This is a genomic window from Mesorhizobium sp. J8 (genome assembly GCF_016591715.1).
Classification (GTDB): Bacteria; Pseudomonadota; Alphaproteobacteria; order Rhizobiales; family Rhizobiaceae; genus Mesorhizobium.
This window is the reverse complement of sequence record NZ_AP024109.1, coordinates 4820968-4844829: the sequence shown is the minus strand read 5'-3', so window position 1 is coordinate 4844829 and position 23862 is coordinate 4820968. Positions and strand designations below refer to the sequence as shown.

The following is a 23862-nucleotide window of genomic DNA, read 5'->3' as shown; positions in this document are numbered from 1 at the left end:
TGGAACATATCGGCGTTTGTGCGATTGTGAGAGCGCCAAACGAGCTCAAGGGCACCTTTGATGCATCGCTATTCCCAGATCACGATCGCAATTCATTGGCTGACGGCGGTGCTCGTGGTGGTCGCGTGGCTCACGGCCGTAGGGGGCCGACACGCGCGGACAGATCCCTCCTACGTCCACTTTACGGTAGGCCTAGCCGTATTGCTGTTGGTTATTCCTCGCCTACTGGCCCGATGGCTGGGCGCCGCGCCCATGATCGAAGATCCGCAGAACCGATGGCTAGATCTTGCAGCGCGTGCCGCACACACTTTGCTCTACGTTCTCCTCATCGCGCTGCCGCTGAGCGGTTGGTACGCCGCCTCGCGGCTCGGCGTGCCGGTCTCGTTTCTTGGTATCGATCTGCCGAGCCTAGCGGCGCCAGTGCAAGGCGCGTCAGGAGAGATTGCCGACTTGCACGAAACCGGCGGAACACTGATCCTTTGGCTCGCAGGTCTGCACGCGCTGATAGCGCTCTGGCATCAATTCGTCATGAAAGACCGGACACTCGAGCGCATGAATCCGTTGGCGCCGTCCGATTTGAGGGGGGATCGTCGCTAGGGAGCGACCATCGAATCGTGTCGCATTGCGCGGGGATGGTATGTGTGTTCGCACTTGGCTTGCAGTTCGTACCGCGAGGGTGTTTTTGAGCACGTGATCCCTTTCGACGTCGGATTTGCGGCGGAACCATACGGGACGATGCGAGAAGCGTTCTGGTTTCGGCCCACGAAAAATGCAATAGAATCAATGGCCTGAATACGTCCTCCGGGCCCACCATCACCTTTGATTTTATTACGAAAAAGCGGCTTTGCCCACGGCTTGCCCGCGCTTTGCCCGCCATAGAAACTCCAGGTCAGACGCCTTCCTTCATTAGATAGAGATTCCTGATCATCGCACTACGCGCAGATCCGCCCGCCGCTTCATCTGGTCCCGCTTTTCTTCCCTCTGGTTGATTGCCCTCGCGATCATCGACGGCAATTCGTTTCTTGTTGGCCTCGCAGACGTAATCATCCGTCACGTCATCGAGGAATGCCCTATCGCTTCCATTACTGCGCGCTTGCATGTTGCATTCGGCGAGGTACGTGCCAAATGTGCGACGCAATCCATGAAGTCCGCGGTGAGCTCGATCATGGCTTCGACTGTTCTCAATCTCCGCCGACCGGCAATGGTGCAATCTTGATTCCGCTCGTCAGCCCACTCCTCCAGTTCTCCATGTGCTGAGTGGCTGCTTTGCGCCCATGTCGGTCGCAGAGCCAAGCTCCGTCGTTGCTTGGAAGCAGACTGCCTACTTGCGTCCCTTGAAAGGGCACGAGCGAGTTTTCTCAAGCGATGTCACGCCGATAAATCATCAACTCGTTCTCGCCTTCCTGTATGGCCCGTCCCCGCTGGTTGCGAACGACGAAACGCAGGCGAAGGATTGCGCGGGCCGGATTATGAGTGATCCGCTTGCCGGCGACCGCCACCTCGGCTCTTATGGTGTCGCCCGCAAGCACCGGGGCTGAAAACCGCCATGTCCAGCCGAGCGAGGCTATCGCCCGAAACCGGGCAACGGCATTGTTCTTCAGCCCATCGACAAGAGACAGCACAAGCAGGCCATGCGCCACGCGCGCCGGGAAGCCGTGCTGAAGTGCCGCCTCGTCGCTCATATGGATTTCGAACCTGTCACCGGTCATCTCCGCGAACGCTTCTATCGCGGCCGCCGTTACTTCCCTGGAAGGCGTTTCGAAATGATCGCCGACCTCAACGTCTTCGTAGCTTAGCTCGAAACCTGTGAGCGATTTTCCCTGGGCGTCGGCGCTCATGCCGGCACCGGGGCGTCTTCTCGCAACAGGCCGCCCTTCTTCAGCTCTTGCCAGAACTCGCCAGGAATAGGGTAGCTGAACCAGTCCAGGTTCTGCTCGAGTTGCCGGACCGTACGAGTGCCGGCACAGAAGGAGGGGATGGCCGGATGCGCCACCACGAACTGCAAGGCGGCGGCCGGCAGCGGCACGCCATGCGCGCGGCAGACCTTCTCGATCTTTGCCACCTTCTCCATGACGGGTTTTGGCGCCGGCGAGTAGTTGTACTTGGCACCGGGAACGGCACCGGTGGCCAGAATACCGGAGTTGAATCCACCACCGACGAGTACCGCCGCGCCGCGCTCGACGCAAAGCGGCAGGAACTCGTCGAGGGCTTCTTGCTCGAGCAGCGTATAGCGGCCCGCCAGCAGGAAGCAGTCGAAGTCGCGCTGCTTCAGTGCCTCGTGGCAAACCTGCCATTCGTTGACCCCAACGCCGATCGCCTTTACGGCGCCTCCCGAGCGCAGCTTCTCCAATGCCCGCCAGCAGCCATCCATCGCCTGCCGGAAGACTTCCGGCTGCTCGTCGCCACGGGTGAACCGATCGATGTCGTGGATGAAAAGCATGTCGATGTGTTCGAGCGCCAGGCGCTGCAGCGAGTCTTCGAACGACCGCATGGTGCCGTCATAGGAGTAGTCGAAATTCATGGTGTTCGGCGCAGCGTTCGACCACGGCGCGAAGTCGATCCCGGAGCGTTTCGCGGACTTGAGCACCCGGCCCACCTTGCTGGCGAGGACGAACTCGTCGCGCTTCTTCCAGCGCAGCGAATGCCCAGTTCGCAGTTCCGAAAGGCCGTGGCCGTACATCGGCGCGGTGTCGTAGAAACGTATGCCCGCGTCCCATGCGGTCTGGATCATTGCATTCGCGGTCTGCTCGTCTATCGGCTGAAGGAAATTGCCGATCGGAGCGGTTCCGAACGCGAAGGCCGTGACGTTGAGCCCAGACCGCCCGAATACGCGCTTGTCAGACGGCTTCATAGTATCCTCCGTTAGTAACCATCTGGTTATTTCTAGTTAAGTTCAGGCGGCGCCGCAAGTGCTTGTAGCGGCAACGCGTTGCGATGCGAAGTCCGGCCGCTTGACGTCGGCGGCGATTCCGGCGTAGGAGTAACTAGATAGTTACATACGGAGGTCGATCGTGCCGCTGACCGAAACGCAGCAGCAGGTGCGCGAGATGGCGCGCCAGTTTGCCGAGGATGTCATTCGTCCGGTTGCCGAGGCGCTTGATCGGGACGAGCGCTTTCCTGCGGAAATATATGAGCAGATGGGCGAGCTCGGCCTCTTCGGTATCGGCGTTCCGGAGGCCATGGGCGGTCCCGGCTTCGACACACTTACCTATGCGCTGGTGATGGAGGAACTGTCGCGCGGCTATGCATCCGTCGCCGATCAGTGCGGCCTCGTCGAGCTGATCAGCACCTTGCTTGTCCAGCATGGTACCGAGGCGCAGCGGCGGCAGTGGCTGGGTCCGGCCATGCGCGCCGAGAAGAAGGCCGCCTACTGTATCACCGAGCCTGAGGCTGGCACCGATGTTTCCGGGATACGCACCACCGCGACGCGCGACGGGGACGGATGGCGGCTGAACGGCGGCAAGATCTGGATCCACAACGCGCCGGTCGCCGACGTCGGTTTCGTGCTGGCGCGCACCGACAAGGACGCGGGTCATCGCGGCATGTCGATCTTCATCGTCGATCTGCACTCCAGGGGAATAGAGCGCGGGCCGAAGGAACATAAGATGGGTCAGCGAGCCAGCCAGGTCGGCGCGCTCAATTTCAACGATGTCGTCCTGGGTCCTGAAGCGCTGCTGGGCGAAGAAGGCCGTGGTTTCCACATGATGATGAGCGTGTTGGACAAGGGGCGTGTCGGCATCGCCTCGCTGGCCGTCGGCATCGCGCAGGCGGGTCTCGAGGCAGCGGTCGACTATGCGCAGCAGCGGCGCCAGTTCGGCAAGGCGATCGCCGATTTCCAGGGCGTGCAGTGGCTGCTTGCCGACATGGCAAAGGACATCGAGGCGGCTCGCCTGCTCGTTCGCAGCGCCGCCGAGAAGATCGATGCAGGAGAGAGTGCGACCAAGGCCTGCTCGATCGCCAAATGTTTCGCGGGAGACATAGCCGTGGCGCGCACTGCCGATGCCGTGCAGGTCTTCGGCGGCTCCGGCTACATACGCGGCTTCGAGGTCGAGCGCCTCTACCGGGACGCCAAGATCACGCAGATCTATGAAGGCACCAACCAGATCCAGCGCATGATCATCGCCCGCGAGCTCCTCAAGCATGGAGCCCGGGCGTGACCGTCGGATCGCGTCATGCGGTTTTCGTCACCGGATCAAGCCGCGGCATCGGGCTTGCGGCTGCGTTGGAGCTCGCCCGGCGCGGATTCGGCGTGGCGCTCAACGGTCCGGCCGATGATGAGGAACTGAAATCCGCCGAAGCTGCTGTCGCCGCCCTCGGCGTTCCGGTCGCGCGTGTCGCAGGCAATGTCGCCGATCTGGGCGGCCACGAGAGTATGCTCGACGCGGCCGAGGCCGTCATCGGGCCGCTGTCGACGCTGATCAACAATGCCGGCGTGTCGGTCATCTCGCGCGGCGACCCGCTCGACGTGACGGAGGAGAGCTATGACCGCTGTCAGGCAATCAACACGAAGGCGCAGTTCTTCCTGTCCCAGCGCTGGGCCAGGCGGCTGCTTGCCCGCAAACGCGATGACGGCCGCTTCTACAGCCTGATCAACGTCTCTTCCTCCAATGCGACGGCGGTGGCGGAGCCGCGCGCCGAATATTGCGTGTCCAAGGCCGGATCCGCGATGGTCAGTCAGGTCTTCGCCGTCCGCCTTGGCCGGGAGAACATCGCCGTCTACGACATCAGGCCTGGTCTGATCGAAACGGCCATGACCAGGGCGGTCAGCGAGACTTACCAGCGCCGCATCGATGACGAAGGGCTGACATTGATCCGCCGCCTCGGCAAACCGGAGGATGTCGGTCGCGTCATGGCGACGCTCGCCACGGGCGAGCTGCCATATACGACCGGCCATGTCATTGCCGTCGATGCGGGCATGCTGGTCCCGCGGTTCTGACGGCGGCGCAACGCCAGGGAGAACGCTATGATCATCCATCTGCCGGATAGCTTGGGCACACTTTCCGACTACCGGCTTCAGGACAAAACGATTCCGGCCGCGCGATTGCCGCCCGATGCGCCACGTACCGTGCTGTCGGCGGCCCATGTCGTGGCGGATCCTCTCAGCGCCAGCGACCCCGGCGGCCGCCCCGCCATCGACTGGAAGACAACGATCGCATTCAGGCGTCACCTTCATGGGCTCGGCCTCGGCATCGCCGAAGCAATGGACACCGCGCAGCGTGGCATGGGTCTCGACTGGCCTTCGGCCTTGGAGTTGATCCGCAGGACCAGGAGCGAATTGCCTGACGCGCTCATCTTCAACGGCGCCGGCACCGATCAGCTCGGACCTGACGATGCGCGCACGCTCGACGATGTCTGCCGAGCCTATTTCGAGCAGATCGAGGCCATCCAGAAGGTCGGCGGCAGATTGATCGTCATGGCCAGCCGGGCGCTGGCGGCCGTGGCGCGTTCGCCGGATGACTATGTTTCGGCCTATGGCGATGTGCTTGCGCGCTGCGACCGCCCGGTGATCCTGCACTGGCTTGGAGAGATGTTCGATCCGGCCCTCAAGGGTTACTGGGGAGCCGACTGCTTCGAGGATGCGCTCGAGACGGTCTTGGCGATTATCGGAAACAACACCGCCAGGATCGACGGCATCAAGATTTCGCTCCTCGACAAGGAGAAGGAAATCACGATGCGCCGCCGTCTGCCCGCCGGCGTGAAGATGTATACCGGCGACGACTTCAATTATCCGGAGCTGATCGCGGGCGACGAGCAAGGATTCTCGCATGCCCTTCTCGGCATCTTCGATCCCTTGGCGCAGGCCGCCGCCTACGCCGTCGACAGGCTCGGCCGTGGCGATATCCAAGGCTTCCACGCCACGCTGGATCCGACCGTGCCGCTGGCGCGCCTGATCTTTCGAGCACCCACCCAGTACTACAAGACGGGGGTCGTGTTCCTTGCCTGGCTGAACGGGTTCCAGGATCATTTCATCATGCTCGCGGGCGCCCAGTCGATGCGGCCGCTGCCCTATTTCGTGGAGGTGTTCAAGTTGGCCGACGGATGCGGCCTTTTGGTCGATCCCGAACTGGCCGCCGCGCGCATGCGCAAGCTGCTTGCTCTTTATGGCCTCTGACCAGAACCATGCGTGACTTCTCGAGGAACCATTCCGCGCTGGCACTCAATACGGCGACGCTCGGCCACAATCTCGACGGTCACGGCGCGGGCTGGTCGATCGAGCGTGTGCTCGATGCGTGCGCCGAGCGCGGCCTGCGCGGCATAGTCTTCTGGCGCCGCGAAATCGGCGGCCACGCCGTCGAGATCGGCGAGCGGGTTCGCGCGGCTGGCCTCAGTGTCGTCGGCTTGTGCCGCGCGCCTTATCTCACCGGCCCCTTGGCGCTGCCCGGCCGCGCGGCGATCATGGACGATTTCCGCGCCGCGATCGACATGGCCGCCGGTCTCGGCGCGCGTGTCCTGACCATCGTTTGCGGCGGGGTCGAGCCGGGAACGAAAGGCATCGGCGAAAGCCTCAAGCTGGTCGCGGATCGTGTCGCCGAAGCTGCAGCCTACGCGGCGGCCAGCAACGTTCGCCTGGCTCTCGAGCCGCTGCATCCGGTTTATGGTGGCGACCGGTCGTGTTTGGTGACGATGCGCGACGCGGTCGATCTTTGCGTCGCCGTCGGTGCGCCCAATGTGGGCGTCGCGGTCGACGTCTACCACGTCTGGTGGGATCGCACACTGGCCGCCGAATTGCTGCGGGCCGGGGCGGAACGCATTTTCGGCTATCACCTGTGCGATTGGCTGGCGCAGACAAGCGACGTTCTGCTCGATCGCGGCATGATGGGAGACGGCGTGGCCGACCTGAAAGCAATCCGCGCGGCGGTGGAAGCGGCCGGCTATGACGGACCGTGCGAGGTGGAGGTGTTCTCGGCGCAGAACTGGTGGAAGCGTGACCCCGGGGACGTCCTGGACGCCTGCGTGGAGCGCTTCCGCGCCGTTTGTTGAAGACAGAGGCTGGACAGCCGGGCAGCGCTCGCAGTCGTGGGGGTATCCCAGGTTCGGGACTGTTGAGCGGTCAGCCGCCGCCCTGCGAAACAGACTTCTGTCGCCTAGATTGGGCCCGAGATCAGTCTCCCGGCCGGTGGCTCTTTTCCCGGAAGGCAGCGAGGCCCGCCCGAAGGTCGTCGCTGCCGGCGGCGATACGTCCGGCAAATGCATCCAGGACACGCTCCCGTTCCTCGCCTTCAGCGGCGTTGATGAGCATCTTGGCGAGTTCGGTGGCGGTAGCGGACCTGCCTGCAACGATAGCGGCAAGTTCCTCGGCCGACGCGAGGCCGCTCCCCTTGTCGACCACCTTGTCGACAAGCGATAATCTCAAGGCCTCGTCGGCGGAATAGACCTCGCCGAAGAGCGACATGCGCCGGACCAATTGGGGGCCGAAACGGCGAGCCGTGCGCTGGGTGCCCGACCAGCCTGGTATGATCCCGAGGCTGGTTTCAGGCAGGCCGATGCGGGCGTGGCTCTCGGCGATCCGATAGTCGGCGCAGGCCGCAAGCTCCAGACCCCCGCCAAGGCAATGGCCGTTGAGGACGGCAATGACCGGTTGCGAGAGCCTGGCAAGAGCGTCGAAGCCGGCATGGCCGTCGCGGATCCAGTGGCGCGCGAACTGCTCAGCGCCGAGCGCGCTCCAGGCAGCGACGTCGCCGCCCGCGCAGAACGACTTCTCGCCCTCGCCGGTCAGGATCAGAACCTTCGCCGCGGAACGCTCCACCGTCCTGCACAACGGCACGAGCGCATCGACCATCGCGGCATCGAGCGCGTTGAGCTTCTCAGGCCGGCGGATGGTCATTCGCGCGACCGCTCCGTCGAAGCTGAGGTCGAGGCGCGGATCGCTCACAGCCGCAGTCCGATCGGCTGGTCGAGGAACAGCGCCGTGTCCATCAGCTTCAGCCCGGGCGAGACCGCGAGAGGAGACGCCGCCTGCCGCAGGACGTCCCGCTCGAGGTCGAGCCCAGGGGCTATTTCGGTGACGACCAGGCCATCGGAGGTCAGGCGAATGACGCACCTTTCCGTCACATAAGTGACGTCCTGGCCTTGGCTGACGGCGCGCCGTCCTGAAAAGCTGACCTGGTCCACTTTCGGGACGATCTTTGCGACCTTGCCTTCCTTGTCGATGATCAACTTTCCGTTCTCCAGCCGCATCTTCGCGCCCGCGTTGAAGTTACCGGAGAACACGATCTTGCGTGCCCGCGTGGTGATGTCCACGAAGCCGCCGGCGCCGGCGGTGCGATGTGGCGTCGAGGAGAGGCGCGAGACGTTGACGGATCCGTCGGAGCCTATTTCGAGGAACGACAGCAAGGAGCAGTCGAAGCCTCCGGCCTGGAAGTAGGTGAAAAGGTGCGGAGAGGCGACGAACGCTTCCGCGTTCGAGGCGCAGCCGAATTTGAAGTCGAGCAATGGCACGCCGCCCACCGGACCCTGTTCGATCACCCAGGTGACGGCGCCGTGCAGTCCTTCCTCGATCAGGATGCGAGGCACGTTGGCCGAGATGCCGAAGCCGATATTGACTGCCCAGCCCGCTCGAAGCTCCTGCGCGACGCGGCGCGCGATGACCTTGGAGACATTGTATTCCGGCGTGCGGAATGTGTGCAGCGGCCGGAACAGCTCGCCCGATATGGCCGGATCATATGCAGTGCCCGTTGTCTGCAGCTGATCCGGAGCCTCGACGATGAAGTCCACCAGAATTCCGGGGACCTGCACCTCATGCGGCCGCAGCGTGCCCGCAGCCGCGACGCGCTTGACCTGGGCAATGACGATGCCGCCGCAATTGCGCGCCGCAAGTGCCATCTCCATCGCGCCGAGGGTCGCCCCCTCCTGCTCGAAAGTGAGGTTTCCTTTCTCGTCCGCTGTGGTCGCGCGGATGATCGCCACATCCGGCCGGAGGGCTGGGAAGTGCAGCCACGTCTCGCCGTTGAATTCCACGCGCTGCACGATCGGCGATTTCCGCGCGACGGCGTTCATGGCGCCGCCCTCGAGCGCCGGATCGACAAAGGTATCCATGCCGACCTTGGTCAGCACGCCTGGACGGTGCGCCGCGCCCTCGCGCAACATGTCGAAGACGATTCCCGAAGGGAAGTTCCAGGCCGCCACGTCGCCGGCCAGAATGCGCTGCCAGATCAGCGGCGGCTCGGCATTGGTCGGCCCCGACGGATACGAGCCGCCGATGATGCGGCTGAGCAGGCCCGGCAAAGCGACGTGGTCGACACCCTTGGTGCCGAACATGTCGCCGGCGGCGATCGGATGGATTGTGGTGATGTCGCGCGGCGCTCCCTCCGTCGCGAAGCGTTTGCCAATGGCTTCAAGCACCGCGTCCGGACACAACAGGCCGGACGACGAATTGACCGCGACCATCGCTCCGTCGCGTATCGCTGCGACGGCCTGCCCTGCCGACCTGACCTTGCTCACGTTTCCTCTCCACTAGGCTTGGCAATAAGTAACTAGATAGTTATATCTGTATAGCCGTCGACCGCTTTCAAAGCAAGCGCCGCGCCGACGGCAACCAGTGGGAGGATTTCGATGAACATTATGTTCCAGAAGACGAACCAGCGGATGTTTGGAACTTTCCCTCTTAAGGGGGATACGCTGCGCGCTGCGGTCGCGGCTGCGATCGATGCGGGTTACCGCGCGTTCGACACGGCTCAGGCTTATGGCAATGAAGCGGACACGGGCCTGGCCTTGGCCGAGAGCGGCATACCCCGGGACGAACTCTGCATCACGACAAAGGTCACCGTGGAGAACTTCTCGCAAGAGCGGTTCATGCCGTCCGTCGAACAATCGCTGCAGGATCTGAAGTTGGATCGCGTCGACATCCTGCTGCTTCACTGGCCGACGCCAGGAGGCGACATCAGGCTTTCACTGGAACTGCTTCAGGAAGCGCAAGATCGGGGCCTCGCCAGCACCGTCGGAATTTCGAACTACACAGCGGCGATGATGCGTCAAGCGAAGCAGATCGCCAGCGTGCCGCTCGTAACCAATCAGGTGGAATTCCATCCGCTTCTTGACCAGCGCAAGCTGCTGGCGGCGGCGAGTGAAACGGGTATTCCTCTGTCATCCTACTGCTCGGTCGCGCGCGGCGAGGTCTTCAAACATCCGCTTTTCGCCGATATCGGCGCCACATACGGCAAGTCGGCCGCTCAGGTCGTGCTGCGCTGGATCCTGCAGAAGGGTTTGCCGATCAACACGATGTCCACCAGGCCGGATAACATCCGCACGAATTTCGACGTGATGGACTTCACCTTGTCGAGTATCGACATGGCCCGCATCGACGCCATGAATGCCGTCGGTTACCGCGTTGTCGGGAAGCGGCTGATCCCATATGCGCCGGATTTCGACGCCTAAAGCCAGGAAAAGTGTGAGTTTTCCGCTTGGAAGTGCGTAAAAACAAAGAGATAGAGCGGTTCACCGTTTCCATGAAACGGTGAACCGCTCTAGGCGTGAGACAAGAGCGAGCAGATCCGAGGCCGCTGGCAACGCTATCGGTTGCCCCGGATGAGGTCCGACGCATGCTCGCCGATCATGATTGTCGCCGCATTGGTGTTTGACCCCACCAGCGACGGCATCACCGAGCTGTCGCATATGCGAATGCCGTCGAGCCCATGCACCCGCAATTGCGGGTCGACTACCGACATCGCATCCTTCCCCATCTTGCAGGTGCAAGTCGGGTGATAGGAGGTGCGGCCGTAGCGTCGCGCATAGGCCTCATAGTCTGACTGCGAGCGCACGCTTGTGTCAGGGAAACGGAGCTCCTTGACGAATTTGCGCAGCGACGGCTGATTGAATATCTCCCGGCTGATCTTGATGCCTTCGACCGATATTCTGAGATCGTCGGGGTCAGCAAGGAAATTGGGGTCGACAATCGGATTGTCGCGCGGGTCCGGCGAACGGAGCGTCACGCTCCCGCGCGATTTCGGGCGCAGCGTATAGCTGTTCAACGTGATCCCCGATGATCCCTTCGGAACCGACGGCACGCCTGCTTCAGCGCCGGCGCCCGCCAGGAAATGGAATTGCAGATCGGGCACCGACTCCGCATGGTTCCCCGTGGAATGCCAGAAGGCACCACCCTCGACCACGTTTGACGTTATCGGTCCGCTCTTGAACACCGTATACTGGAGGCCGGCCCACAGCATCCAGTGCATCTTGTTGTACTTGTCGAGTGAATCGTGGCCTTTCAACTCCGCCACGATGTCGATGCCAAAATGATCCTGGAGGTTCTGCCCGACGCCCGGGAGATCCTGGATCGTCTCGATGCCGTGGTGACGGAGGTGATCGCCAGGGCCGACGCCTGACAGCATCATCAGCTTCGGCGTGCCGATCGCCCCCGAGGTGACCAGCACTTCGCTGTCGGCGTTTATGACCTTCAGCGAGCCGCCGACCGAGCATTCGACGCCAACGGCCCGGCGGCCCTTGAAGACGATGCGATGGACCAGCGCTCCTGTGATCAGCGTAAGGTTCGGGCGCCCGAGAGCGGGCTTGAGGTAGCCCACGGCCGCCGAGCAACGCCGGTTGTTCCGCGTCGTGATCTGGTAGATTCCGGCGCCTTCCTGTCTTGTCCCGTTGAAGTCGGGATTATACGGCAGCCCGTATTCCTGACAGCTTTGGACAAAAGCGCGTGAGACGATATTCGGATCGGGTATGTTCGACACCCCGAGCGGCCCGTCTGTGCCGTGCAGCCTGCCGGAGAGGATGGAGTTGCCCTCAGAACGCAGAAAATACTTCTGGATGTCCTTGAACGCCCAACCGTCCGCGCCTTCCTCGTTTGCCCAGCGGTCGTAGTCGGTCTGGTGCCCGCGTGTATAGACCTCGGCATTGATGGACGAACCGCCGCCAAGCACCTTTGCCTGCGCGTAAAGAATTTCACGGTTGTCGGCGTGCTTCTGCGGCGCCGTGACCAGTCCCCAGGTGAGCGGTCCCGTGGTCATCTTGGCGAAGCCGACCGGCATATGGATGTAGGGGTGGCTGTCCCTGCCGCCAGCCTCGATGATGCAGACCCTGACGGCCGGATTCTCGGACAGGCGCGCGGCAAGCACGCAGCCCGAGGAGCCTGCCCCGACGATCACATAGTCGAAACCTGTAGTCATCACTTGATCCAGTGCGCACGCTTGCCGACCTCGATGTGGACGGACTTGACCTGTGTGTACTCTTCCACGCCGTACATTCCCGCTTCTCGTCCCCAACCGGACTGCTTGAACCCGCCGAGCGGCATCTCCGGGCCGCCGGCCATGATCGTGTTCACCCAGAAGCGGCCGGCGCGCACGCGCCGCGTCACGACCAGCGCCTTGTCGATGTTCTTGGTCCACACGCTGGCGGCCAGGCCATAGACGGTATCGTTCGCGAGGCTGATCGCCTCCTCGATCGTGTCGAAATGGAAGGAAGACAGGACGGGCCCGAAGATTTCGTCGCGGGCTATAGCCATTCCGGGCGTGACAGCAGAAAACAATGTCGGCGCGATATACTGGCCGCCGCCGAGATCCAGGGCCTGTCCGCCGGCGACGAGCCTCGCCCCTTCGGCTTTTCCCTTGTCGATATAGCTCAGGATGGTCGAATTCTGCGCGTCGGTGGTGATGGCGCCGACCTGCGTCTTCGTTTGCAGCGGATCGCCGACGACGATCTTGGCCATCTTGGCGGCGAGGATTTCCTCGAACTCGCGCGCAGCCGAGCGCTCCACGATGACGCGGCTCGACGACACGCAGCATTGGCCGGTGTTGAAGCTTATGCCGAAAGCCGCGCCGTCCGCCGCGTCCTCGAGATCGCTGTCCGCGAAGACGATGATCGGGTTCTTGCCGCCGAGCTCCAGGCCGAGCTTCTTGAAGTTCGAATCGGCCGCGGCGTGCACGCAAGAGCGGCCCACCGACGTCGATCCGGTGAAGGACAGCATGTCCACGTCGGGATGCTCGGTCAGCGCCTGGCCAATCGTGCGACCGGAGCCGGTGACGACGTTATAGACTCCGTCCGGCGCACCGGCTTCGGAAAGGATCTCGCCAAGCAGCAGCGTGGTCGCGGATGTGACCTCCGAAGGCTTGACGACGACGGTGCATCCGCTGGCCAGGATAAAGGGAATGCGCTCGCACAGGATCAGGAATGGAAAGTTCCAGGGCGTGATGAGCCCGACCACGCCGACCGGCTCGCGCAGCACCATGCCGAAAAGGCCATCGCCGAGACTGTTGAAGCTGTCGCCATGCAATAGCCTTGCGGCGCCCGCGCCCACCTCGAAGCATGCAATGCAGTGATCGATCTCGCCGCGCGCCTGCGAGATCGGCTTGCCGTTTTCGAGGACTTCCCAATAGGCGATTTCGTCGCGGCGGCGGCGCAGGATATCGGCGGTCCTCAGAAGCACCGCCGCGCGGTCGGCTCCCGGCAGTCCGGCCCACCGGCGATCCTCGAATGCACGGCGCGCGGCGGCGACGGCGGCGTTGAGGTCGTCGACCGAGCATCTGGGCGTGAGCGTCACCGGCACGCCGTGGCCCGGCGACCGGCGCTCGAACATGGCTCCGCCCTTGCGCCAGGATCCATCCGACCAGAAACCGAATTCGCGCGGCGCATCCGGCAGGGTCGCGCGGTCAGTGAAATCAAGCATGCAATGCCTCCGTTCCGACGGGTACGCCGGCCGTTCGCGATCGCCGTCCCGGCGAGACGCGCCGGCCAGCCTTAGTTGAATATGATCTGCGTCTTCAGATCCTGGGGCCGTTCGGCCAAAGTCTCGAAGACGCGCTGGATCTGATCGAGAGGAAAGGCTGCACGGGTGAACGCCTCGGTCCGAAAGCGGCCGTGCGACAAAAGTGTCAGCGCGTCGTGCATGTCTTCTCCCATGCCGGCGACCGAGCCCTTGAGACTGTTCTCCTCAAGGATGGTGCGAAGGATGTCGACCGGCACCGTGTCCTTGGGCCCGGTAAGACCGAAGAATGCGACATGACCGCCCTTGCGGATGAGCTCGAAAGCGAGCGCGTAAAGCCGCGGCGAACCAACGCTCTCGATCACGAGATCCGCGCCGCGCCCGCCGGTCCTTTTCAGGACCTCCGCCTTAAGCTGGGCAGGATCGGCGACGGTCGCATCCGCTCCGGCTTCAAGGGCAAGACGACAGCGATCTTCCGATAGGTCGGCGACGATGATTGGCGCGGCGCCGCACAGGCGCATCATCTGGACGTGAAGGTTACCGATCGGCCCGGCGCCGAGAATGACGACGGATTGGCCGAAGGTCGCGCGTGCCTTGCGCGCAGCGCGCACCACGCAGGACACCGGCTCGGTAAGGGCAAGCACCTCGGCCGGCACATTGTCCGGAGCCGGTATGACAAGCCTGGCTGGCACGCATACATATTCCGCGAAGGCGCCGTCGCGTCCGATGCCGACCTGCGTCATGGACGGGCAGTTCAGGATCTCGTTGCGGCGGCACCAATAGCACTCGCCACAACCGATGTTGACGTCCGCGACGCAGGTCGTGCCGGGCTCGATGTGCTTCACATGCGCGCCCGTCGCGGCTACGGTCCCGGCAAACTCGTGGCCGGGCACCAGCGGCAGCCGGTCGGCGGCATAGTGACCGTTGAAGATATGGATGTCGGTCCCGCATATGCCGGTACGTGAGACGCGGATCAAGGCGTCGTCGGGGCCGACCTGCGGAATGGCGACCTCGCGCAGATCGAAACAGTGCGGAGCGGTCAGAACTGCGGCGCGCATTGTTGCCATGGTGTATCTCACTTCACCGTGCGAAGCTTGGAGCGGTCGATGGTCAAGGCGATCGCTACGATCAGCACCAGGCCGAAGACCATCTGTTGCTGCGTCGCCGCGATGCCGAAATAGAGCATCGATGCCCGGATCACCGCCACGATCAGCGTGCCGATTGCCGTGTTGAGCACGCCGCCGACGCCGCCCGTCAGCGGCGTTCCGCCGACAAGCACGGCGACGATGGCCGGCAACAGGAAGCCGTTGGCGATCGTCGGCGCGCCGCCCGACAGCTTGACGGAAAAGAGCAGTCCGGCCACTGCGGCCAGCGCTCCCGATATGGCAAAGGCGAGGATCTTGTAGCGGGAGACGTTAAGGCCGGACGCGGCCGCGGCGAGCTCGCCCGCGCCCACGGCCTTCAGCGCACGGCCGAGGATCGTTCGCCGTTCTATGAGCAGGCAGATTGCCAGCAGGCCCAGCGCGATGAAGAGTTCGTGGGGCACGATGCCGGTTCGAGCGATCATCCAGCCGAACGTCTCGTTGCGCTGAGTGGCATCCATGTTGAGAGCGCGGTTGCCGGACAGCCATTGCGCCACAGAAAAGCATAAGCCACCGACGGCCAGCGTGGAGATGAAGGACGGGACGTACATGCGGGTGGTCAGGTAGCCGGAAAGCGTCCCCAGCGTGAGCCCCGCAAGGATACAGAGCGCCGCGACCCAGATCCCGAGCGGCGCCAGATAGACCGAGGCGACGACTGTGATCATGTTCGCCATCGATTGGGCCGACAGATCGATGCCGCCGATGTAGATCGCGAAGGTCAAGCCCAGCGCCATGATGAACAGCGGCACGATGTCGCCGGCAAGGCTCAGCAGGTTGGCTGGCTTGAGGAAGCTGGGATCGGCGATGCCGACGATCGCGACCAGGATCAGAAGGGTGATCCAAGGCAAGTGCGGCTTGAGGCGTTGGATGTCCATGGAGGCTTCTCAGATCATGTAGTGCAGAAGATCGTAGAGCGTCGGCTTGGAGCCGGGAACGCAGTCGAAGCGCTTCTGAATCTCGCCGTCCTTGATAACGACGATTGTGTGGGAGAGGCCGATCGCCTCTTCAAGCGTGTCGGCGACCAGGACGACGCCGACCCCGTCGTCGCACATTTCCCTGATCATGTCGTACACATCCTCCTTGGCGCCGATGTCCAGGCCGCGGGTTGGATGATCGAGCAGCATGATGTCGGAGCCGCCCGACCGCCATTTGGCAAGCACGACCTTCTGCTGGTTGCCGCCTGAAAGGTTGCCGCAGTCGGCATATTCGGAGCTTGCCTTTATGGCGAGCTTGCCGATCCATTTGCGGGCAAGGGCACGCTCGTCGGCCACGTCGAGCCAGCCCATCCGCGCGTAGTGCGGCATTTGCGAAAGCGTCATGTTCTCGTAGACATTCATGCCGGCCACGATGCCTTCGATCTTGCGCTCGCGCGGCACATAGCCGACGCCGCGCTCCACCGCTCCCTGGGCGGTCAGCCTGGAGACGGTCTCGCCCTTGATCTTCAGGGTGCCCTTGGTGGGCGTGCGCATGCCGTAAATTGTTCGAAGGATCGCTTCGCGGCCGGAGCCCTCGGTGCCGACCAAGCACAAAACCTCGCCGGCATGCAGCGTCAGCGAGATATCGTGAACCCGTCCCGGTAGATCCACGCCCGACAGCTCGACCAGCGGCTTCGCCGCGTCGTAGGGCTTTTGCCGCTGTTCGCGATAATATTCCTTATCCACGTGGCGGCCGACCATCTTGTGCTGGATCGCCTCCGGCGTCGCTGCGCCGCGCGAGACGACATCGACCACCTGGCCATCCTTCATCACGTAGATCCGGTCGGAGAGCTCCATCACTTCGTCCATGCGATGGGACACGAAGATGAATGAAGCGCGCGTCGTCAGCTCCCGCACGAGCTTGAACAGCAGCTTCACCTCTTCCTCGGCCAGCACCGAGGTCGGCTCGTCGAGCAGGACGACCAGGTGACCCTGAACCCGTTCCTCCAGCGTCAGCACCTTGGCCAGTTCCACAAGCTGGCGTTGGGCGAAGGAAAGGCTTGAGGTGACGGTGCGCGGATCGATATCGAGCTTGACCTTGGCGAGCTGTTTCCTGGCAGCTTTGGCCATCGCCTTCCAGTTGATCACCCCGAAGCGCGAAAACTGGTCTTCATAGCCCAGGAAGATGTTCTCCATAACCGACAGGTTGGTGATCAGCGATTGCTCCTGGAACACCATGCCGATGCCCCGCTCCATCGCATCGCGGGGGCCGCTGAAGCGCACCGGCTTGCCGTCGATGAGGATTTCGCCGCCATCGGGCTGGTAGGCGCCGTAGATCACCTTCATGAGCGTGGACTTGCCGGCGCCATTCTCGCCCACCAGCCCAACGATCTCGCCGCGGCTGATGGAAAAGTCGACGGATTTGAGCGCCCTGACGCCCGGAAACTTCTTTTCGACCGCTCTCAATTCATACATGGCGCCCTCACTTGACGAACGCGACCGAGCGCCGGTCCGTCGACAGGATGACTGCGATGATGACGAGCAGCCCAAGAACGGCGGCCTGCAGGAAATCGGGCAGGCCGATGACCACCATGCCGTTGTTGATCACGGCGACGATGAGGACGCCGACCAGGGTGTTCCATACCCCGCCGATGCCGCCCCAGAGCGCCACACCGCCGACCACGACCGACGTGATCGACATGAACATGAAGTTGGATCCGGTGACCGATTCCGCCTGACCGAGCTTCGCCACCTGCAGGATCGCCGCGATCGCGTAGAAGAGGCCGGCAAGCGCGAACCCGGCCATCCGTACCCGCTGCACCTGCACACCCGAGGCATGGGCAAGGTCCTCGCCGCCTCCAACCGCGTAGAAATACCGCCCGAGGCGGGTATGGGCCTGGATGAACCAGGCAAGGACGAGACACAGGCCCGCGACATAGACCATCAGGGGAAATCCGAAAATGCGCCAGGTCAGAAGGGCGCGGAACGTCGGATCGTTGAATTTGACGATATCGCCGCCGGTCAGGAGAATCGCGGCGCCGGTGCCGACGAAGCCGAGCGCGAGGCTCGCCATGAAGGATGGTATCTTCAGCTTGACATGAATGAGACCGTTTACCAGGCCGATCGCGGCCCCGACGGTGAGAATGACCGGGATTGCGATCCAGCCGCCGGACGCGAGCGTTCCGCCGAGCGCCAGCATCAGGAAGCAGAACAGGACGGCCGTCAGGGAAACGACACCCTCCATGGACAGGTCGATGGAACCCATCACGATGATGAAGGTCACGCCGACCGCCACCATAAGCGCGGGCGCCGCCGCGATCGCGATGCGCGCGAAGTTGCGCTGCGACAGGAACGAAGGGTTCAGAGCCGTGAACAGGACTATGAGCGCGAGAAGCACCAAAAAGGGTGCCCAGCGGATCGCGTTCTCTCGCGTGAGGATGCGTGGCAACTTCGGCCTCCCGTCCAAGCGTGCCGTCATAGTGGGAAGCGGCCCGTTTCCGGGCCACCCGATCGAGCTTCTTGTTACTTGTACTTGATCTGCCCGTTGCTCGGCCCCCAGAAATCCTTCCAATTGTAGGCGGGGACTGAATCGAGATATTTGGCCTTGAAGTCTGCGGCATCCTTGTTCGTGACAAGGACCGTCGGACCGTAGAATTCGCGATGCTCTTTCGGCTCCTCGGAGGGCTTGAAGGCGCCGGTCGCGGCATAATAGGCGAGCGCCGCGGTGATGCCGCCACCCCAGTGAGGATTGGTGAAGACGGTCGCCAGAAGCTTCCCGTCCATCACCAGCTTCACCGCCTCGGGGTTCCCGTCATAGGCGACGATCGGCATGTCCTCGATGCCCTCGGCGCGCAATGCCTCGATAACGCCATAGGCGATGTTGTCGTTGGCGCAGTGAACGCCTTTGATCTTGTCACCGAAGCGCGTCAGGAAAGACGCCATCAGTTCCGTACCCTTGGTCGTGTCCCAATCGGCGGGCTGGGCGTCGAGAAGCTCGATGTTGGGGAAATCCTTGAGGGCGTTCTTTAGGCCGTTTAGGCGCTCGATGGCCGGATTGTTGGCGGCAATACCTCCCAGGTGCACGACGCCGCCCTTGCCGCCCATGGCCTCGAACAGGATGCGCGCCGTCTGTTCGGCGGGCTTCTCGTCCGACCAGGTCATGTGCGAGACGTAATTGTCGCCGATATCCCACGGATGCAGGTCGTCAGTCTTGTTCCAGATCGTGGAAATGTAGGCGCCGGCATCCCGTACCGCTTCGACCACGGGACGGGCATTCGGGCTGTCGTTGGCGTCGCAGGCGATCGCGCATTTGCCGTTGGTCTTGGCCAGAAACGCCTTGATGTCGGCTAGCGACTTTTCCGAAGAACCCTCATTGATCAGCGAGACGAGGGACTCCTTGGGCTTGCCGAGGGATTCCACGAACGCCTCGCCACCCGACACGATTGAGTTCCAGTAGGCCGAAGCGCGGTCGCGATAGGACCATGCGATGGCCGGGTCATTGATCGCCGCGCGGGCAGCGCCGCCGCCGAAGGCGAATGGTACGGCCATCGCCCCCATGCCGGCGGCCGTGGCTAGCAGGAAATTGCGCCGGTTGATGGTCTCGCGCTCGATGTAATCCTTGATGAAAGTCGACATGCTTCCTCCCATTTGGCAACGACCCGCAAAGGCGGGTCACCTATTGAGCAACCTTGAGGAGCCTGGCCGTCCGAACCGCCCCTTAGCCACTTAATGCACCATCTAGTTACTTCCTGAACGTGCGAGAGTCAAGCGGCGGCGCAATGCGCGGCCTGTTGACTTCTTGGGCAATTGAAATGACTTTCAGCGTATGACCGATCATCGCCTGTACGCTGGAACTGGAATCAAGGGAGCGGCCAAAGTGGACGCCACGTCCGAAAAATCAGGCAATGTCGCCAAGAAGAAGCGGCTTCGGGATGCCGAAGCGACCAAGCTTCGCATCCTGGAAGCAGCAAAGAGCGATTTCGCCAAGAATGGGCTCGGCGGCGCCCGCGTTGATGTTATTGCAGCGAAAGCCAAATCCAACAAACGTATGATTTATCATTATTTCGGGAGCAAAGACGGCCTTTTCCAAGCGGTGATCGAGAACGCTTATCTGGACATCCGTAGTGCTGAACAGAAGCTTCATCTTGACGATCTGGAACCTAGGGATGCTTTGGAACGGCTGGTCAGATTCACTTGGCAATATTACTTGAAAAACCCGGAATTTATCACCTTGGTCAACAGCGAAAATCTTCATCAAGCCAAACACGTGAAGAAGTCAGAGCTGATCAAGACGGCGAGTCGAAAATTTGTCGCGATGGTGGAGAGCATCCTTGAAAGAGGTGTGAGAAGCGGGGATTTTCGTGCGGGGATCGATCCAGTTCAATTAAATATTACGATCGCTGCGATAGGATACTACTACCTGACTAATCGTTTTACAGGATCAATCATTTTCGAGCGCGATCTGATGGACAAGGGTGCCCTCGATCAGCGCTTGGAATTCAATATTGATACCATTGTAAGGCTTGTCAGTACTTAGCGCTGACTGCAACCGCCACGGCGTCCAAGTGTTCCGCCCTCTAGAGTGGTGTTCCGCCCTCTAGAGTGCTGGTCGAAGAGGCGGCATAGCTATCCTGGCTTAGTGCCTGACGGTGAGAGGCTAGGGATGCGAGCGTCCCCGTCCACCGCGTCAAGCGGCCGCCAAAATATATGGAGCTCCGCTATTCGGTAGCAACCGCCTGCGGAATAGCGGGGACTCCGTAAGCTTTGCAAAGCAGCATTGAGCCATGGCAAAGTGCCGCTTGCACTGATTGAATGTCTGCTGATTGAGGCTTCACGCCAGTAGTCGCCAGTCCGCTTGCCGCCCCATTGTGGCGTTCGAGCGTTCTACAATTCGCGATCGACTGGCGTCCCGGAGCCTTTCGAATTTTTTGGATCACGCCCCAGCCCGAACTACAAGGCGGCTTGGCGGGTGTGCTGGGAATTCTGCAAATTCGCTGAGACAGCGCGGCCATGGCAGGCTGTGTTCAACGTCACCGATTCCCCGGAAGGGAAGTCACCATGACCAAGACTGAGTAAGGCCGCCAGCGCCGCCGTCAAAGGCATTTTGCTATCGAACTCGGACGGGCTGCGCGAAGTGATCCGTGCAGTGATGCGGTAGGTAATCGATGGACGAAGCGCTCGGCGCCTCGAAGGGCGAGCGGCCAGCGGAGCGAGCACAAGAAGCTCGCTCAGCGCCAAGCCGCGTGACCGGCTTCATTGACCGCCCTTTCTGCAAAATTTGGCGCACACAACCCCGCCTATATCCGGCCCGGCGGCCCCGCGGGGGCAACGCCGCCGCGGGGCCGTGCTGGTCAACTGCGGAACCGCGAAGGGGCTACGAAAGATATGCCAGCTAGATCATTTCACCGTTTCACGGAAACGGTGAAATGCTCTATCTCCTTGTTTTTACGCAATTCCGGGCGGAAAGCCGCTCACACTTTTCCTGGAATTACTCTAGCGGGTTCGCTTCATAACGCCACCGTCTTTATTTGTATCTGATCTGCTGATACATAACCTCGTCCGACGAGTGTGGGGCCATATGTCGAATGAAATCATGGTTGTCGATCCGCTTGAGCGGCTTGACTTGTTGAAGAGCCTCGCGAGCGAGGTGCGGGTCCGGATTCTCGATCTGCTGCACCGCAAGGGGCCAAGAAACGTCAATCAAGTGGCCGAAGAACTGGGTCTTCCGCAGTCGACGATTTCCGCAAACATCCAGGTTCTCGTCGATGTCGGTTTGATCGAAACCAAATCACAGAAAGCGCGCAAGGGAAGCCAGAAGGTCTGCTATTCGACCTTCTCCGAACTGGTCGTCGTCTTCAAAGACCGCACCCCGGCGCAGGACCCCGGCGTCATAGAAGTGGCGATGCCGCTTGGACTCTATACAAGGTGGGAAGTTTCCGCTCCCTGCGGTCTGTGTTCGAAGGACGGCGTCATCGGACTTCTCGATGTGCCCGACACCTTTCTCGATCCCGACCGTATGCGGGCCGGGCTGCTGTGGTTCACCCGCGGCTTCGTCGAATACCAGTTCCCCAACAATGCGACGCTTACCAACGCCAAGGTCGGCGGGTTGGAACTGGCGATGGAGCTTTCCTCCGAGGTGCCGGGCACGTCGAAGGATTGGCCATCGGACATCACGATCGCGATCAACGGACACGAGATAGATACCTGGACGGCGCCGGCCGACTATGGCGACAAGCGCGGCAAGCATACGCCCGACTGGTGGAAGCTGGCGGGATCGCAGTATGGCGACCTCACATGTTGGCGCGTCAAAAACAACGGCACCTATCGCAACGATGAAAAGGTTTCCGAATGCTCGCTGGCCGATCTGGAACTCGAGCGGCACCGCTCGATCCGCATACGCATCGGCGTGAAGGAAGATGCGCGTCATCCCGGCGGCATAAACATCTTCGGCAGCGGCTTCGGTAATTACAGCAACGATATCGTTCTGCGCCTGCTGAAGGCTTGAGAGCACAGTCGACCCTTGACGGGCAGACGAACTCCGCCCTTAACTGACCCGTGATCCGGATATAGACCGGAAAGTCAGATTGAATCCGCAGTGGGAGGGATCATGAAGGCCAGAGTCACGGCGAACGCGGCCTATGCCGTCGCGGATATCGACAAACGTCTTTATGGCTCGTTTCTCGAGCATCTTGGCCGGGCGATCTACACCGGCATCTACGAGCCTGGGCACCCGCAAGCGGACGCCGAGGGAATGCGCAAGGACGTCATCGAGTTGGTGCGTGCGCTCGACACGCCGATCTGCCGTTACCCGGGCGGCAACTTCGTGTCCGCCTACAATTGGGAAGACGGCATAGGCCCAAAGGAGAACCGCCCGCGGCGGCTCGATCTTGCCTGGCGCACCACGGAGCCGAACCTGGTTGGAATCCACGAATTCGCCGACTGGGCCGACAAGGCCGGCACCGAGATGATGCTTGCGGTCAATCTCGGTTCCCGCGGCCTCGACGAGGCGCGAGCCTTCGTTGAATACGTCAACCACCCCGGTGGCAGCTATTGGTCCGACCTCAGGGCCAAGAACGGACGCACCCAACCCTGGAACTGCCGCCTCTGGTGTCTCGGCAATGAAATGGACGGCCCCTGGCAGGTCGGCCACAAATCGGCGGGCGAATATGGCCATCTCGCCAACGAGACCGCCAAGGCGCTGCGCGGCCTCGATCCCACGCTGGAGCTGGTCGTTTGCGGCTCGTCGCATTCCAACATGCCGACCTATCCGCAGTGGGAAGCAACCGTGTTGGAAGCAACCTACGAGCAGGTCGACTACATCTCCCTGCATATGTATTTCGAGAATTACGAGAAGAATACAGCCGAATATCTGGCCCTCCCGGCCAAGCTGGACCGTTACATCGGCACGGTCGCGGGCATCATCGGCTATGTGAAGGCCAAGACTCGCTCGAAGCGGGACGTGAAGATCTCCTTCGACGAATGGAACGTCTGGTACCATCAGCGCAGGCAGGACGCAGAGCGCATGCGCGGCTGGGACTGGCCGGAAGCGCCCAGGCTTCTGGAAGACATCTACAATTTCGAGGACGTGCTGCAGGTCGGCTGCATCATCAACACCTTCATCCGACGGTCGGATATTGTTCGCATCGCCTGCATTGCGCAGCTGGTGAACGTTATCGCGCCTATCATGACCGATCCCGGCGGCAGCGCCTGGCGGCAGACGATCTACTGGCCTTTCATGCTGGCCTCCAGGCACGGCCGCGGGACCGCGCTGCAGCTCGCGGTCGAGGCGCCTACCTACGACGCGGCCGCGGCCGACAAGGTGCCATGGCTCGACATTGCAGGCGTGCATAATTCGAATGCCGGCACGCTGACCTTCTTCGCAATCAACCGGCATGGGTCCGAGGCGATAGAGGCCGACGTCGCCCTCGAGCGGTTCGCCGCCAAGTCCATCGAGCATACGATCATCCGTCACGACGATCTCGAGGCCCGCAACACGAAAGACGCGCCGGACAACGTCGCACCGGTCAAGGGCAACGGAGCAGCGCTCAGCAGCAAGGGAATGACGCTGACCTTGCCGCCACACTCGTACTCGATGGTGCGTGTGACACTCTGAGTCAATATCCGACTATCAGATATATACCGTAAAATCCGTTGCGGGCGG

At 62.1% G+C, this 23862-nt stretch carries 21 protein-coding genes; 9 read left to right on the top strand and 12 right to left on the bottom strand.

Annotation, left to right across the window (positions count from 1 at the left end):
• The first annotated feature begins 60 nt into the window (after positions 1-60).
• Complete coding sequence (locus tag MJ8_RS23145; RefSeq protein ID WP_201411026.1) at positions 61-597, top strand: cytochrome b; 537 nt, start codon at positions 61-63, stop codon at positions 595-597.
• Between the two features lie 292 nt (positions 598-889).
• Here the strand turns inward: MJ8_RS23145 and MJ8_RS23140 are convergent, their stop codons facing one another.
• From MJ8_RS23140 to MJ8_RS23130, 3 genes are all read right to left on the bottom strand, one after another.
• Positions 890-1099, bottom strand: coding sequence for a hypothetical protein (locus tag MJ8_RS23140; RefSeq protein ID WP_225248004.1), 210 nt, complete (start codon positions 1097-1099; stop codon positions 890-892).
• A 259-nt stretch (positions 1100-1358) separates the two neighbouring features.
• On the bottom strand, positions 1359-1838 hold the full coding sequence (locus MJ8_RS23135; RefSeq protein WP_201411025.1) for a MaoC family dehydratase: 480 nt from the start codon (positions 1836-1838) through the stop codon (positions 1359-1361).
• Positions 1835-2851 (bottom strand): aldo/keto reductase, encoded by a 1017-nt coding sequence (locus tag MJ8_RS23130; RefSeq protein WP_201411024.1) that lies wholly within the window; start codon positions 2849-2851, stop codon positions 1835-1837. The genes MJ8_RS23135 and MJ8_RS23130 overlap by 4 nt, the downstream gene beginning before the upstream one ends.
• 160 nt (positions 2852-3011) lie before the next feature.
• Here MJ8_RS23130 and MJ8_RS23125 point away from each other — a divergent pair, with 160 nt between their 5' ends.
• From MJ8_RS23125 to MJ8_RS23110, 4 genes are read left to right on the top strand one after another with little or no spacing between them, the layout of a single operon-like run.
• Positions 3012-4157, top strand: a complete 1146-nt coding sequence (locus MJ8_RS23125; RefSeq protein ID WP_201411023.1) for an acyl-CoA dehydrogenase family protein — start codon at positions 3012-3014, stop codon at positions 4155-4157.
• Complete coding sequence (locus tag MJ8_RS23120) at positions 4154-4936, top strand: 3-ketoacyl-ACP reductase (RefSeq protein WP_201411022.1); 783 nt, start codon at positions 4154-4156, stop codon at positions 4934-4936. The genes MJ8_RS23125 and MJ8_RS23120 overlap by 4 nt, the downstream gene beginning before the upstream one ends.
• Positions 4937-4963: 27 nt before the next feature.
• Positions 4964-6112 carry a dihydrodipicolinate synthase family protein gene (locus MJ8_RS23115; protein ID WP_201411021.1) on the top strand — a complete coding sequence of 383 codons (1149 nt, stop codon included), beginning with the start codon at positions 4964-4966 and terminating at the stop codon, positions 6110-6112.
• Between the two features lie 8 nt (positions 6113-6120).
• A complete protein-coding gene (locus MJ8_RS23110; RefSeq protein ID WP_201411020.1) occupies positions 6121-6981 on the top strand; it encodes a sugar phosphate isomerase/epimerase family protein in 861 nt (286 codons plus the stop codon).
• Positions 6982-7102: 121 nt separating this feature from the next.
• Here the strand turns inward: MJ8_RS23110 and MJ8_RS23105 are convergent, their stop codons facing one another.
• On the bottom strand, positions 7103-7873 hold the full coding sequence (locus MJ8_RS23105) for an enoyl-CoA hydratase/isomerase family protein (RefSeq protein ID WP_201411019.1): 771 nt from the start codon (positions 7871-7873) through the stop codon (positions 7103-7105).
• On the bottom strand, positions 7870-9387 hold the full coding sequence (locus MJ8_RS23100; protein WP_263649709.1) for an acyl CoA:acetate/3-ketoacid CoA transferase: 1518 nt from the start codon (positions 9385-9387) through the stop codon (positions 7870-7872). Before MJ8_RS23100 ends, MJ8_RS23105 begins: the two co-directional genes overlap by 4 nt.
• Positions 9388-9552: 165 nt before the next feature.
• Here MJ8_RS23100 and MJ8_RS23095 point away from each other — a divergent pair, with 165 nt between their 5' ends.
• Positions 9553-10374: an aldo/keto reductase gene (locus tag MJ8_RS23095; RefSeq protein WP_201411017.1), complete on the top strand. Its 822-nt coding sequence runs from the start codon at positions 9553-9555 to the stop codon at positions 10372-10374.
• A gap of 134 nt (positions 10375-10508) precedes the next feature.
• Here MJ8_RS23095 and MJ8_RS23090 read toward each other — a convergent pair whose 3' ends face one another.
• The 7 genes from MJ8_RS23090 to MJ8_RS23060 all read right to left on the bottom strand — a co-directional run bounded on the left by MJ8_RS23090 (position 10509) and on the right by MJ8_RS23060 (position 19337).
• A complete protein-coding gene (locus tag MJ8_RS23090; RefSeq protein ID WP_201411016.1) occupies positions 10509-12113 on the bottom strand; it encodes a GMC family oxidoreductase in 1605 nt (534 codons plus the stop codon).
• Positions 12113-13609 (bottom strand): aldehyde dehydrogenase family protein, encoded by a 1497-nt coding sequence (locus MJ8_RS23085; protein WP_201411015.1) that lies wholly within the window; start codon positions 13607-13609, stop codon positions 12113-12115. The genes MJ8_RS23090 and MJ8_RS23085 overlap by 1 nt, the downstream gene beginning before the upstream one ends.
• A 71-nt stretch (positions 13610-13680) precedes the next feature.
• On the bottom strand, positions 13681-14712 hold the full coding sequence (locus tag MJ8_RS23080) for a zinc-dependent alcohol dehydrogenase (RefSeq protein ID WP_201411014.1): 1032 nt from the start codon (positions 14710-14712) through the stop codon (positions 13681-13683).
• An 8-nt stretch (positions 14713-14720) separates the two neighbouring features.
• Positions 14721-15662 carry an ABC transporter permease gene (locus MJ8_RS23075; RefSeq protein ID WP_201411013.1) on the bottom strand — a complete coding sequence of 314 codons (942 nt, stop codon included), beginning with the start codon at positions 15660-15662 and terminating at the stop codon, positions 14721-14723.
• Between the two features lie 9 nt (positions 15663-15671).
• Positions 15672-17177 carry a sugar ABC transporter ATP-binding protein gene (locus MJ8_RS23070; RefSeq protein WP_201411012.1) on the bottom strand — a complete coding sequence of 502 codons (1506 nt, stop codon included), beginning with the start codon at positions 17175-17177 and terminating at the stop codon, positions 15672-15674.
• Between the two features lie 7 nt (positions 17178-17184).
• Complete coding sequence (locus MJ8_RS23065) at positions 17185-18150, bottom strand: ABC transporter permease (protein WP_201411011.1); 966 nt, start codon at positions 18148-18150, stop codon at positions 17185-17187.
• Positions 18151-18224: 74 nt separating this feature from the next.
• On the bottom strand, positions 18225-19337 hold the full coding sequence (locus MJ8_RS23060; RefSeq protein WP_201411010.1) for a sugar ABC transporter substrate-binding protein: 1113 nt from the start codon (positions 19335-19337) through the stop codon (positions 18225-18227).
• A gap of 190 nt (positions 19338-19527) precedes the next feature.
• Here MJ8_RS23060 and MJ8_RS23055 point away from each other — a divergent pair, with 190 nt between their 5' ends.
• From MJ8_RS23055 to MJ8_RS23045, 3 genes are all read left to right on the top strand, one after another.
• On the top strand, positions 19528-20238 hold the full coding sequence (locus tag MJ8_RS23055; protein WP_201411009.1) for a TetR/AcrR family transcriptional regulator: 711 nt from the start codon (positions 19528-19530) through the stop codon (positions 20236-20238).
• Positions 20239-21279: 1041 nt separating this feature from the next.
• On the top strand, positions 21280-22206 hold the full coding sequence (locus tag MJ8_RS23050) for an ArsR/SmtB family transcription factor (protein WP_201415549.1): 927 nt from the start codon (positions 21280-21282) through the stop codon (positions 22204-22206).
• Positions 22207-22308: 102 nt separating this feature from the next.
• Positions 22309-23814, top strand: coding sequence for an alpha-N-arabinofuranosidase (locus MJ8_RS23045; RefSeq protein ID WP_201411008.1), 1506 nt, complete (start codon positions 22309-22311; stop codon positions 23812-23814).
• The last annotated feature ends 48 nt before the right edge of the window (positions 23815-23862 follow it).

Bases quoted from the DNA above. Each gene is read 5' to 3' on its own strand.
- MJ8_RS23145 (WP_201411026.1), top strand. From the start codon at position 61: ATGCATCGCTATTCCCAGATCACGATCGCAATTCATTGGCTGACGGCG.
- MJ8_RS23140 (WP_225248004.1), bottom strand. From the start codon at position 1,099: ATGCAAGCGCGCAGTAATGGAAGCGATAGGGCATTCCTCGATGACGTG.
- MJ8_RS23135 (WP_201411025.1), bottom strand. From the start codon at position 1,838: ATGAGCGCCGACGCCCAGGGAAAATCGCTCACAGGTTTCGAGCTAAGC.
- MJ8_RS23130 (WP_201411024.1), bottom strand. From the start codon at position 2,851: ATGAAGCCGTCTGACAAGCGCGTATTCGGGCGGTCTGGGCTCAACGTC.
- MJ8_RS23115 (WP_201411021.1), top strand. From the start codon at position 4,964: ATGATCATCCATCTGCCGGATAGCTTGGGCACACTTTCCGACTACCGG.
- MJ8_RS23110 (WP_201411020.1), top strand. From the start codon at position 6,121: ATGCGTGACTTCTCGAGGAACCATTCCGCGCTGGCACTCAATACGGCG.
- MJ8_RS23100 (WP_263649709.1), bottom strand. From the start codon at position 9,387: ATGGTCGCGGTCAATTCGTCGTCCGGCCTGTTGTGTCCGGACGCGGTG.
- MJ8_RS23095 (WP_201411017.1), top strand. From the start codon at position 9,553: ATGAACATTATGTTCCAGAAGACGAACCAGCGGATGTTTGGAACTTTC.
- MJ8_RS23090 (WP_201411016.1), bottom strand. From the start codon at position 12,113: ATGACTACAGGTTTCGACTATGTGATCGTCGGGGCAGGCTCCTCGGGC.
- MJ8_RS23085 (WP_201411015.1), bottom strand. From the start codon at position 13,609: ATGCTTGATTTCACTGACCGCGCGACCCTGCCGGATGCGCCGCGCGAA.
- MJ8_RS23080 (WP_201411014.1), bottom strand. From the start codon at position 14,712: ATGGCAACAATGCGCGCCGCAGTTCTGACCGCTCCGCACTGTTTCGAT.
- MJ8_RS23075 (WP_201411013.1), bottom strand. From the start codon at position 15,662: ATGGACATCCAACGCCTCAAGCCGCACTTGCCTTGGATCACCCTTCTG.
- MJ8_RS23070 (WP_201411012.1), bottom strand. From the start codon at position 17,177: ATGTATGAATTGAGAGCGGTCGAAAAGAAGTTTCCGGGCGTCAGGGCG.
- MJ8_RS23060 (WP_201411010.1), bottom strand. From the start codon at position 19,337: ATGTCGACTTTCATCAAGGATTACATCGAGCGCGAGACCATCAACCGG.
- MJ8_RS23055 (WP_201411009.1), top strand. From the start codon at position 19,528: ATGACCGATCATCGCCTGTACGCTGGAACTGGAATCAAGGGAGCGGCC.
- MJ8_RS23050 (WP_201415549.1), top strand. From the start codon at position 21,280: ATGTCGAATGAAATCATGGTTGTCGATCCGCTTGAGCGGCTTGACTTG.
- MJ8_RS23045 (WP_201411008.1), top strand. From the start codon at position 22,309: ATGAAGGCCAGAGTCACGGCGAACGCGGCCTATGCCGTCGCGGATATC.